This is a genomic window from Enterococcus sp. AMC2644 (assembly GCF_058216475.1).
Window position 1 is genome coordinate 191131 of record NZ_CM177095.1, and the last position, 12687, is coordinate 203817.

The 12687-nt window shown below is 36.5% G+C and carries 12 protein-coding genes; all 12 read right to left on the reverse strand.

Annotated elements, in window-relative coordinates:
- Positions 1-135 precede the first annotated feature (135 nt).
- Positions 136-597 carry a SprT family protein gene (locus AC4BC5_RS00990; protein ID WP_490496324.1) on the reverse strand — a complete coding sequence of 154 codons (462 nt, stop codon included), beginning with the start codon at positions 595-597 and terminating at the stop codon, positions 136-138.
- Positions 594-2759, reverse strand: a complete 2166-nt coding sequence (locus AC4BC5_RS00995; RefSeq protein WP_490496325.1) for a Tex family protein — start codon at positions 2757-2759, stop codon at positions 594-596. Before AC4BC5_RS00995 ends, AC4BC5_RS00990 begins: the two co-directional genes overlap by 4 nt.
- An 81-nt stretch (positions 2760-2840) precedes the next feature.
- Positions 2841-3575: a metallophosphoesterase family protein gene (locus tag AC4BC5_RS01000; protein WP_490496326.1), complete on the reverse strand. Its 735-nt coding sequence runs from the start codon at positions 3573-3575 to the stop codon at positions 2841-2843.
- A 241-nt stretch (positions 3576-3816) separates the two neighbouring features.
- A complete protein-coding gene (locus AC4BC5_RS01005; RefSeq protein ID WP_490496327.1) occupies positions 3817-4188 on the reverse strand; it encodes a VOC family protein in 372 nt (123 codons plus the stop codon).
- 4 nt (positions 4189-4192) lie between these two features.
- Complete coding sequence (locus tag AC4BC5_RS01010; RefSeq protein WP_490496328.1) at positions 4193-4579, reverse strand: DUF1149 family protein; 387 nt, start codon at positions 4577-4579, stop codon at positions 4193-4195.
- 115 nt (positions 4580-4694) lie between these two features.
- A complete protein-coding gene (locus AC4BC5_RS01015; RefSeq protein ID WP_490496329.1) occupies positions 4695-5741 on the reverse strand; it encodes a SepM family pheromone-processing serine protease in 1047 nt (348 codons plus the stop codon).
- The gene (gene coaD, locus AC4BC5_RS01020; protein ID WP_490496330.1) at positions 5741-6217 is read right to left on the reverse strand and encodes a pantetheine-phosphate adenylyltransferase; all 477 of its coding nucleotides are present in this window, start codon (positions 6215-6217) and stop codon (positions 5741-5743) included. Before coaD ends, AC4BC5_RS01015 begins: the two co-directional genes overlap by 1 nt.
- A 6-nt stretch (positions 6218-6223) precedes the next feature.
- The gene (rsmD, locus tag AC4BC5_RS01025; protein WP_490496331.1) at positions 6224-6778 is read right to left on the reverse strand and encodes a 16S rRNA (guanine(966)-N(2))-methyltransferase RsmD; all 555 of its coding nucleotides are present in this window, start codon (positions 6776-6778) and stop codon (positions 6224-6226) included.
- A 556-nt stretch (positions 6779-7334) separates the two neighbouring features.
- Positions 7335-7676 carry a YlbG family protein gene (locus AC4BC5_RS01030; protein WP_490496332.1) on the reverse strand — a complete coding sequence of 114 codons (342 nt, stop codon included), beginning with the start codon at positions 7674-7676 and terminating at the stop codon, positions 7335-7337.
- The gene (locus AC4BC5_RS01035) at positions 7666-8091 is read right to left on the reverse strand and encodes a YlbF/YmcA family competence regulator (protein WP_490496333.1); all 426 of its coding nucleotides are present in this window, start codon (positions 8089-8091) and stop codon (positions 7666-7668) included. The genes AC4BC5_RS01030 and AC4BC5_RS01035 overlap by 11 nt, the downstream gene beginning before the upstream one ends.
- Positions 8088-9158, reverse strand: a complete 1071-nt coding sequence (locus AC4BC5_RS01040) for a CAP-associated domain-containing protein (RefSeq protein ID WP_490497480.1) — start codon at positions 9156-9158, stop codon at positions 8088-8090. Before AC4BC5_RS01040 ends, AC4BC5_RS01035 begins: the two co-directional genes overlap by 4 nt.
- Positions 9159-9236: 78 nt before the next feature.
- Positions 9237-12665 (reverse strand): pyruvate carboxylase, encoded by a 3429-nt coding sequence (locus AC4BC5_RS01045; protein ID WP_490496334.1) that lies wholly within the window; start codon positions 12663-12665, stop codon positions 9237-9239.
- Between the last annotated feature and the right edge of the window lie 22 nt (positions 12666-12687).

Sequence of the window (12687 nt, forward strand, 5' to 3'; positions counted from 1 at the left end):
TTTTCTCAAACATTCTCTATATAAAGATTCATTTATCGTCTAATAAGTATATTGAACTGGGATACATTATCTTACAAAATATTAAAAATAGCAACGAGTTTTAACTTATAATAGTCAAGATTTAATATTCTCTCATTATTTTTCCAAAGAAACAATCTTTGTGTCCAAATATTGGAGACTCCCCTGACAGTCACCACACACATACCGTTCCGTATTGATTCTTTGACGACGTTGTACATTTTTCCCACAATTTTGACATCGATAAATCAACACCTTCACTTCCCTAGGTCTACTAGGAACAAATCTAAGCCCGCCTGTTTGTGCCAGCAATTCTTTAAATTCCCTATCTCTGTGCCTGTAACCTTTACCTTCTAGGTGTAAATGGTAGTGACAAAGTTCATGCTTGATAATCCCTATGAAAACTTCCATTCCTTGTGTCAACATACTAGGATTAAAGTCTAGATGATGGTCCTGTAAATGATAACGACCCCCTGTTGTTTTCAGTCGTGCATTAAACACAGCCTGATGTCGAAATGGTTTATCAAAAAATTCAAGCGATAGTTTTTCAACCAATTGTTGCAATTCTACTTGTGTCATTTAGAAGAACCTGGATCAAGCATTGTTAAGCTAATTCGACCTTTATTGGCGTCAACTTGATCAAGCCAAACAGTCACCACATCCCCAACTGAAACAATATCTTTGGGATGCTTAACAAAAGTTTTACTTAATTTAGAGATATGAACCAAACCATCTTGTTTCACTCCGATATCAACAAAAGCACCAAAATCGATAACATTACGAACAGTTCCTTTTAGCTCCATTCCCGGTTTTAAGTCTTCCATTGAAAGTACATCTTTACGTAAAAGCGGAGCAGGCATTTCATCGCGCATATCTCTGCCTGGTTGAAGCAAAGCTTTGATGATATCTAGTACCGTCTCTTTACCTACTGTTAGTTCATCAGCGATTTGTTTCACATCCAGTTGCCCTAATGTTTCTTTGGCAGTTTCTGTCCCTAACTGCTCTAATGAGAGTTTAACCAAGGCTAAAATATCTTTGGCGACAGCATAACTTTCTGGATGAATCCCGGTATTGTCTAGAATATTTTTTCCACCTGGAATCCGCAAAAAGCCAATTGCTTGTTCATACGCTTTAGGTCCTAAGCGCGGAACTTTTTTCAGTTGATTACGTTGGCTAAAAGCACCATTTTCTTCACGATAGTTGACAATATTTTGAGCTGTTGTTTTGTTCAAACCAGAAACGTGTTGCAACAGTTGAGGACTAGCTGTATTTACATCAACGCCTACTTGGTTTACCACCGTTTCCACTACAAAATCCAATTGTTCGCCTAGTCGTTTTTGGGAAACATCATGTTGATACTGACCAACACCAACTGCTTTGGGTTCAATTTTCACTAATTCAGCCAAAGGATCTTGTAAACGGCGAGCAATACTAATTGCGCTACGTTCCTCTACTGGTAGTTTCGGGAATTCTTGACGAGCAGTATCACTTGCCGAGTAAACTGAAGCGCCTGCTTCATTAACAATCACATAAAAAACTTCACGTTCAATATTTTTTAATTGTTCTGCAACGAACTGCTCCGATTCGCGACTAGCCGTTCCATTACCAATTGCGACCATATCCACTTGGTAGGTTTCAATTAGTTTCTTTAAAGCAGGTCCTGCTGCTTGACGTTTTTCAGGACCTGCTGGTTTATGTGGATAAATGACTTCAATAGCTAATAATTTGCCAGTTGCATCAACAACTGCTAATTTACAACCAGTCCGATAAGCTGGATCAAAGCCCAATACCACTTTTCCTTTTAATGGTGGCTGCAACAGTAAGTTACGTAAATTTTCACCAAAAATCGCAATTGCTTGCTCATCGGCTTGCTCTGTCAGTTCATTGCGAATTTCACGTTCAATTGCTGGACCAATAAATCGTTTATAAGCATCTTGATAGGCTTCAATAATAAAAGGAGTGGCTGTTGATTGTGATTGTTTAACTAATTGCCGGTTAAAATAATCAAAGATTTTCGTTTCGTCGACTTCCAGAGAAACTTTCAAGATATCTTCTTTTTCACCCCGATTTGTTGCTAAAACACGATGCGAAACAATCTTATTAATCGGCTCAGAAAAATTGTAATACATTTCATAAACACTTTTTTCATCCTTATCAGCATCTTTGACTTTACTGATATAGCTTCCTTTATTAAAAAGATAACTACGAATCCACGTACGGAACGTCGCAGAATCACCGAACTGTTCGGCTAGAATTTCGTGAGCTCCTTGTAGTGCTTGCTCTGGTGTTTCAATTGACTCATTAATAAATTCCTGTGCTTTTTGATAGACATCTTCTGCTGGAAAAGTCAATAACCAAATGGCTAGTGGTTCTAAACCATTTTCTTTCGCAATCGTTGCTTTGGTACGACGTTTTTGTTTATATGGACGATATAAATCCTCTACTTGTTGCATTTTTACTGCCGCCAAAATTGCTTTTTTTAATTCAGGCGTCAACTTTTCTTGTTCATCGATCAAACGTACAACTTCTTCTTTACGTTTTTCCAAATTTTCTAAATACGTATATCGTTCTTCAATCTCGCGGATTTGAACCTCGTCTAATCCACCAGTCATTTCTTTCCGATAACGCGCAATAAAAGGAACGGTATTGCCTTCTCCTAATAGCTCCAAAACTTTTATTAACTGGTTACCACGATACTGCGTAAGTTCTTTTTGTAATAATTGAATAATTTTATCGTTCATTTGCTAAATTCCTTTCTTCAAATACCTCTTTAGTTTAACATAAAATAAACACAGATGGATATGTTCCATCTGTGTTCAAGCTTAAAAATCTGGTTGCCAAGCCCCCGACATATTTTGATATTCAATATCTTGCACGATGCCATTTTGATCAAAAACCACCCCATGGACAGAACCACCAAAAACTGCACCACCATCGATGCCAATTTTATTATCAGAAATCCACAAATCGGTAGTTTGCATATCGCCATGTAGCATCGGTGTAATTGTATGACCAAAAACAATTATTTTTCCTGTGTTATTTTTACCAGTATGAAATGACTCGCGAATCCAAATAAAATCTCGAGGATCTGTTTCTTTCCAATCTTTTTTTGTCAAGTCAACACCAGCATGAACAAATAAATAGTTGCCCCATTCAAAACTTAATGGGCGATCCATCAGAAATTCAACTAAATCTTTGTAGCGAGAACGAATCATCATGGCAATTTCAGTTGGTGAATACTCATCGGTTGCTCCGGGATGAAGTAAACTATCAATGGTCTCTTTTCCACCATTACGTACATAACCTGCCATCCAATCTTCTGGGGCACGTAAAAATTGTAAGAAATATTCTTCATGGTTTCCTCGAAGATAGATTGCATCATATTTTTCGACCAATTTTTTTCCTAATAAAAAACATTCCTTACTCTTTTTCCCTCGATCGTTCAAATCACCAATTAAGACAAGTTGATGATGGACAGGATCAAAGCTTTCAAGTAATTTTTCAAACAAATCAAGTTGACCATGAATATCACTAATCACATAAATATATGGTTTCATATTATTCATCCCCTTTTCTTAAGTATACGCCTTTTTTTTAACGAATTCATGGCTAATTATTGCGCTTTATTTAGGAAGTGTCTATACTAAAAAACAAGGATGTGAACACATTGAAAAAATGGATACACTATTGGTTACAATTTAAAGCTGAAATAAAAGAATCCATTCGTACAGGTGCTATTGCGAAAGATTGTCAAAAATAAAAAATGATCCATCGCGGTTATACACGATGAATCATTTTTTATTTTCCTGAAACAGCGTAATAATTTCCATCACGGTCTGCAAAGTTAAAGACCATTTGTTCCTCCATTTGAATCAATTCGCCTACTTCAACATCCATAGTTAATAGTTTTTTATATAAATCGATAATTTGATTCGAAACAAACATAATTGATGGTGAATTGGTAGCAACTTCTGGTGAATGACTTTCAATAAATTCACGATCATACAAAACAAAATGCGTTTGCGCTTTGCTTGAAGCTGCAATCTCAACAACAAGTGTACCGTCTAATTCTTGTTTTTCAATCACAACAAAACCCAATTCTGTCCAAAATTCAACTGCCGAAGGGACATCATCTACATAAACCATCACTTGCATCTCATTTGAAAACATATGCTCAATCCTCTTTTTCTTGATTGTTAAAGTTTAATTTGATTCCTGGCTCATCAGTAACAATTTCAGTTACTTCATAAGTCAAGCGTTGCAACATTTCAAATAAAGGCTCGACTAATTCATCTGCTTCAATCTTTGATAAATCATTGGGACCTGCAATTTTACGATTAACAATGTGATTGACTTGTCCAATCGCTCCACTAATAATAAATTCAGGGAAAACTACTTCAAACTGCAAACGAGCACCTAAAATTGTATTTTCTTCTGGATAATTTTCTTGTGGTTTTAATGGTGCGAAACCAACATTTAATTTTGTTTCTGCTTCTTGCTCCGGATTACGCATATCAAAATGATATGTCTCAACTACTGGTTTTTGTCTTTTTATTTCCAAACTTCTCACGCTCCTTAACAAAAGTATATCATAATCTAAAGCGGGAACCTATGTTTAACTAGTGTTTTTTTCTAAAATAAAAAATCGAAACAGAATATCTGCTTCGATCCTTTATTTACATTTTTTCAAGATAAGTCAATGCATCTTGTAAGGTTTTTACAGGGACGATTTTCATATCCGATTTAATTTTTTTCATTGCTTCGACAGCTTCTTGATAGTTAGTTTTTAACTCTGGATATGCTTCTTTTTGCTCTTTAGTAATTTCATCATCAGGCGCAAAGAAAACTTCAACACCTTCTTTACTAGCACTCGCAACTTTTTTATCAATACCACCAATTCGGCCAATAGTTCCATCGTTATTCATTGTCCCTGTACCTGCAATTTTTTTCCCTCTACGCAAGTCCTTATTCACTAATTGTTCATATATTTCTAGCGTAAACATTAATCCTGCAGACGGGCCGCCAATATTCTCTACATGAAAATCAATTTTATCATCTGATTGAATTTCTGTATGATCGACTAAAGTGATGCCGATACCAGTTTTTTTATTAGCTTCTAGAGTAATTAGTTTAGCAGTAGCTTGTTTCTCTTCACCATCTTGAAGATAGGTTACGGTTACTTCATCATTCGCTTTTTTACCTTGAATATAACGCATAAATTCTTGCGTGCTCTTAAACGTTTTCCCATCAACTTTAGTAACAGTATCACCAATAGAAATCTTATCAATAAAATTGGAATTCGGCTCGATGCCCATCACATATACACCTTTGTATTCAAAATGGTAGGGTCGTTTTGCTTGTTTCAAGGCTTGCTCAATTGCATTATTTTGCGATGAAGTCATATAGTATTGTTGAATTCGGTCATATTCTGCACCGCTTGCATCACCAAATAGTTCTTTTTCACTAACTAAATCTTCAAAAGGGTCAATCTTGGCTTTGATTGCTGTTACAACTGTTGCTTGACGAACCCCAACTGACGTTAGTGAAAATGAACCAGGATTATCATCTTTTTTGTCGTTAACTGTAACGAGCTCTTTTAAATCGATTGTTGATCCAGGCTGTTCAACATAATAAGGCAAAGGAATAAAGACACTTGCCACAATCGTCAACGCTACCACAATAGATAAGAGATACTTGACAGAGCTTCTATTTTTCATTTTCATCACCGTTTCTTAATCGCTTCATAGACATTTTTAGGAAGATATTTCTGAACATCTCCTCCAAATAATAGCACTTCTTTAATTAAACTAGAACTGATATGACTATATTCAGATCTCGCTACTAAAAAGACTGTTTCCAAGCCAGGATCTAAGTGGCGATTCATTTCCATAATCTCTCGTTCATATTCGTAGTCTTTCATATTACGCACGCCACGCAATAAGAACTTTGCCCCTAAGCGTCGTGCAGTTGTTACAGTCAGTTCTGTTTCTTGGGAAACAACAGTCACATTCGATAGGTGTGCTACTGCATCATTCACTAATTTTACTTTTTCTTCCACTGAAAAAAAAGTATGTTTATTTGTATTAACAAAAATTCCTACATAAAGCTCGTCAAAAATTTTAGCTCCACGTTCAATAGTGTCTAAATGCCCCATTGTTAGTGGGTCAAAACTCCCTGGAAATAATGCAATTTTTTTCATATCAGCTTAAACCTCATTTCTATAAATAGTAACTGCTGACATCCCATACACTTGATGTTTCGTTTGAACAAGTGTTTGCAGTTTTTCTGGTAAAATAACGCTCTTATCTGTTTCACAAACAACTAAACAATCTGGGTTTAATAGTTTTTCATCTAACATCTTTTCTAATTGAGCGACTATTTGCTGTTTTGCATAAGGTGGATCTAATAAAATTAAATCAAAAGAACTCTCTTCATGTGCTAATTTTTGTATTGCTTGATTAGCATCCATTTTAAGTGTCGTAAATTTCTCTGGTTCTTTTGTAATTTTGATATTTTCTTGAATGACTTTCATTGCAGGATAACTGCGATCGACACAAATAGCGTGCGCCATTCCTCTTGAAATTGCTTCAATGGCTAAGCCGCCACTACCTGCAAATAAATCTAACACCTGACCTTCATCAAAATAAGGGCCAATCATGTTAAAAATCGATTCTTTTACTTTGTCAGATGTTGGTCGTGTATTATCGCCATCTAAACTTTTTAAACGGCGACCACGATAGGTTCCTGATACTACGCGCATACGGTTGTTCCTTCCATTGGCTATTTTTCACTTGATCTATGCGAATCACTATTCAGCATTTATTACTTACCAGCGTTTCAATCTCATCAAGAACTAAGGAATATCTTGATGAATCAGCTCCCGCTCTCCTTACAGTCGGCGAATCACTGTGATTCGATTTTCTGGGTCACTACCCTCGCTTTGCTCAGCTAGTACTGTTCATCATCAGCTCTCGCTCTCCTTACAGTCGGCGAATCACTGTGATTCGATTTCCGGGTCACTACCCTCGCTTTGCTCAGCTAGTACTGTTCATCATCAGCTCTCGCTCTCCTTACAGTCGGCGAATCACTGTGATTCGGTTTCCGGGTCACTACCCTCGCTTTGCTCAGCTAGTACTGTTCATCATCAGCTCTCGCTCTCCTTACAGTCGGCGAATCACTGTGATTCGATTTTCTGGGTCACTACCTTCGCTTTGCTCAGCTAGTACTGTTCATCATCAGCTCTCGCTCTCCTTACAGTCGGCGAATCACTGTGATTCACAGCAAATAGGCTGGGCTTGGTAGTCCAACCTTGTTTGCTATACGTTTTCGGCTAGGCGAATTGTGGTATTTTTTTCTTCGATTTCGTCTTTATCTATTACTTGAAATGCTGCTTTTGTACCGATTTTTTCAGCAAAATTCATTTCAATATCGGGACGATGTGAGATGTCTACATGGCGTACAAAATGTAGGCGTTCAATTTTTTCCATATTTTCTTCAACACTTTCTTCATTCACATACATCAGCACATATTTCATACGCCTTGAAACGTAGTGAACAAATCCGAAACGACGTAAATTTTTCAATTGACGCAAACTATACACCCAGACAATTAGTCCTCGCCTTTTTTGCATCGTAAATTCTTCAGAGTTAACTGACATGGCATTTCCCTCCACAACTTGATCTTGTTTCAAAGAATGGATTTCCTGTATCTACTTTAATATCATCTGAAATACAATGAGCAATTTTTATGCCCATTTCATCTAAAATCCCTTGTAATTCTGTTTCTGAAAAACGGAATTCGGCAACTAATGGATGTAAATCCAATACACGTTTAGATTTTCTTAAAGCCCGTTGCTTTTCTCGATGATCAGGTGCATAACCACCATAAGCCGCAACACGGTCAAAAGACTCTTTTTTAGTTAAAAAATCTGTTCGAATTTCTTGGACTTCTGAATTATCATATAAAATTTTCTTATTATTAATATATGTTTGAAAAGTTTGACTTCGTCTCAAACAAGATAATAATTTTTGTACTTGATCTTCTACTTTAAAAAATTGATCATCGTAAATCAATTGGCGTCACTGTCCTCTGTTTTATTTTCTAATTTCTGTAATAAGACTACCACATTCTCTTTTGAAAAGGCAATTCCTAAAGACTCAGGATCTTGATGCATAAATCGCGTATGTAAATACGGCGTGCTATACCACGTTAAAATAGTAAACATTGGATCATAAACTGGCAGTTCTAAATAGACACTAGCAGTAGTTACTGAAAATTCTTTTAGAACATCTTCCATTTCGGAACGAGACAAGGTAAAACGACCATCCTCTGTTCCGCTTTGAATTCTCTTTAATTGTTGGGTACGTTCAGTGGTTAAAGAATCTTCTGTTTTTGAGAAAAAAGAACCCAAGATTTGTTCGCCAAGGATTTGATTCTTATCATCTAAAACAAATTCAGGTAAACGATCATAATTTCTTAAAAATTGAAACAAGTCTTTGCTTTGTTCCTGTTTAGCTTGATTGATAGTTTCCCAATCAACATCTTCTTCTATGGAAAAACGAGGCGATACGCCATCCGTTACTTGGTAAGGCTCAAGCTGTAATAAAGTCTCTTTATCAAGATACATCACGCTATACAGCGAACTTTCACCTTTTTTCTGACTAAAAAACAACATTGCGAAAGTTCCATTATCAAAGGCAATTAATGGTCGATAATTCATGTCGTCTTCCATCAATTCAAACGCAATGACTTTGCCATCATGATTAAGCGTAAAATTGGGATAGATCATTGTAATTTTAGCTAATTCATTCATTGTCATTCCAAATTGAAACGGTGTGATATCCGCATTTTCTTTTCCTAAAAACTTAATACTAGTGATACGTTTTTCCTCGGTATTAACTTCCAAGTACGTCTGATCGTCTATAAAATAGCGATGAATAACAAAAGAAAATCCAGAAGAATACACCTCTTCTGGATCTCCATAAACCGTTTCGAAATCCGTTAGTTTTTGCCCTATCCATTTGGCAAATCCATCCGTCGCAATTGGTTCATAGTTCCAAGATGTCGCCGGCGGATCTCTGCGAATTTCACTTTTATTAGACGGATCAGAAGAAACATGAGGAAACCATACAGGATACATATATAACAAAAATGTACATCCTATGAAAATGACACTAAATAATATTCCTCGATGTTTCATGCTGATTCCAGCCTTTCACTATTTTTCTGATACTTCGATTAATAAATCTCCTGATGAAATTGGTTCACCCTCTGTAACATAAACATGTTCAACAGTACCATCAAAACGTGCTTCAATAGATGTTTCCATCTTCATTGCCTCAGTAACTAGCAATGTATCGCCACGTTTCACACGGTCCCCTTTTTTCACTAAAACTTGTAAAACAGAACCCGACATTGTTGCGCCAATTTGTTCTTTATTTGTTGGTTCAGCTTTTCGTTTAGCAATAACAGTGCTCTTAATTGAAGTATCTTTTACTGTAATTTCACGACGTTGTCCATTCAAGTTAAAGAACAATGTACGATTTCCTTCAATATCTGCATCACCAATTTCATCTAAACGAATAATCAATTTTTTACCTTTTTCGATTTCAACATTGATTTTTTCACCAGTACGCATACCACTGAAGAATGTTGGTGTGTCCAATACTTTGATATCAGCAAATTGTTCGTAAGCTTTACGATAGGCTAAGAAAATTTCTGGATACATCAAGTAACTTAAAACTTCATCATGTTGTGGCTCGTAGCCAATTAACTCAGCTAATTCTGCTTTTACTTTTTCAAAATCAACTGGTTTTGCTAAAGCACCTGGACGTTCTGTGTATGCAGGACGATCTTTAATAATGATTTTTTGTAGTTTTTCTGGGAAACCTCCAGTTGGTTGACCTAATTCACCTTGGAAGAAAGTGATAACTGATTCTGGGAAGCTGATTGTCTCACCAGTTTCATAAACATCTTCTTCTGTTAGATTATTTTGAACCATAAATAACGCCATGTCACCTACTACTTTAGAAGAAGGAGTTACTTTTACAATATCACCAAACATCATATTTACAGTGTGGTACATTTTTTTAATTTCATCCCAACGATCACCTAAACCAACTGCTTTTGCTTGTTGTTGTAAATTAGAATACTGTCCACCTGGCATTTCATGCATATACACTTCTGTTTGAGGAACGTTTAAGCCGTTTTCAAATGGTTTATAATACATGCGGACATCTTCCCAGTAATGATTCAATTCTTGAATATTTTCAATATTGATATCTGGTACACGATTTCCATTAACTAAGGCATAGTATAAACTACTCATACTTGGTTGGCTGGTATTGCTACTCATCGCACTCATTGCTACATCGACAATATCAACACCAGCTGTAACTGCTGCAGAATAAGTGATGATTCCATTTCCACTTGTATCATGTGTATGCAAATGAATTGGTAAATCTACTGTATCTTTTAACTCACTAATTAATCGATAAGAAGCTTGTGGTTTCAACAACCCTGCCATATCTTTAATCACAATAGTATGTGCACCTAAAGCTTCGAGCTCTTTTGCCATATCTTTGTAGTACTGCAATGAATATTTGGGTCTTGAAGCATCATTGATATCACCAGTATAACAAATTGTTGCTTCAGCAATCTTCCCTGCATCACGAACTGCTTGAATACTTTTTTCCATTTGTGGAATCCAGTTCAAACTGTCAAAAATACGGAAGACATCAATTCCTTGGCGAGCTGCTTCATTGATAAACTCAACCAATACATTGTCAGAATAATTTGAGTAACCTACTGCATTGGAGCCACGGAATAGCATTTGTAATAATGTATTTGGCATTTTTTTACGTAAAATACGCAATCTTTCCCAAGGATCTTCTGTTAGGAAACGATAGGCAACGTCAAATGTTGCACCGCCCCACATTTCACTAGAGAACAATTGTGGCATTGCTTCTTCTGTTTTGCTAGCAATTTTTTCTAAATCGTGTGTACGGACACGAGTTGCTAATAAACTTTGATGAGCGTCGCGGAATGTTGTATCTGTTAACAAAACATTTTTTTGTTGTTTAATCCATTCAACAACTGCATCCGCACCATTTGCATCTAGGATATTTTTAGCAGTAACTATGTTTTCCACTCGTTCTAATTTTTTAGGCATTCGTGGTTCATCGAAAAATCGTTTTGTCTGTTTTTCAATTCCAGGAAAACCGTTCACTGTAATTTCACCAATATACTTCATTGTTTTGTTTCCACGGTCACGTGTTTGTGGAAATTCAAATAATTCTGGTGTTGTATCGATGAAAATTGTTTTCGCATCACCTGAACGGAATTGCGGATGACGAATAACGTTACGCATAAATGGAATATTTGTTTCTACTCCACGGATACGGAATTCTTTCAAACAACGCTCCATTTTATCAATTGCTTGTTGGAATGTTGAACCATGCGTACAAACTTTTACTAATAAAGAGTCAAAGTAAGGAGTTACTACTGCACCAGCATAAGCATTACCTACGTCTAAACGTACACCAAATCCGCCTGGAGAACGATACGTATCAATTTTACCTGTATCTGGCATAAATCCGTTTAATGGATCTTCTGTTGTCACACGACACTGAATGGCTGCACCTTTAAACGTAATTTTATCTTGCGTTGGGATGCCAATTTCTGTATGCAAGTTTTTGCCTTGAGCAATTAAGATTTGTGTTGTTACGATATCAATATCTGTAATCATTTCAGTAATTGTGTGTTCTACTTGAACACGAGGATTTACTTCGATGAAATAAAACTTATCTTCTTCAACTAAAAACTCCACAGTTCCAGCATTCACATAATTGACATGTTTCATTAACTGGACTGCCGCATTACAGATTGCTGCTCGTTGTTCATCATTCAAGGAAACACACGGTGCAACTTCGACAACTTTTTGATGGCGGCGTTGCACTGAACAATCCCGTTCAAACAAGTGGACGACATTCCCATGAGCGTCTCCTAAAATTTGTACTTCGATATGTTTAGGATTACCGATGTATTTTTCAACATATACTTCATCGCTACCGAAAGCAGCTTTTGCTTCACTTTTAGCGCGTTCATAACCATCGCGCGCTTCTTTTTCATCATGAGCAACACGCATTCCGCGTCCGCCTCCACCAAGGGCAGCTTTAATCATTACAGGATAACCATGATCGTTTGCAAAGTCTAAAACACCTTCAACAGATTCCACTGGACCATCCGAACCAGGAATGGATTGAATACCTGCTGCAATAGCTGCCTCTTTGGCTTTAATTTTGTCTCCAAAAATATCTAAATGATATGGTGTAGGGCCAATGAAAATAATCCCCTCTTCTTCGCAACGTTTAGAAAATTCCAGGTTTTCTGATAGGAAACCGTACCCTGGATGAATCGCTTCTGCGCCTGATTCTTTTGCAATACGAATAATATCTTCAATATCTAAATACGCATCAATTGGGCGTTTGCCTTTGCCGACTAAGTAAGCTTCATCGGCTTTAAAACGATGAACAGAATATTCATCTTCTTCTGCATATATTGCTACTGTTTTTATTTTTAATTCCACACACGCTCGAAATACTCGAATCGCAATTTCTCCACGGTTAGCAACAAGAATTTTTTTCATTAAACCACTCCTCTTTCGCTTC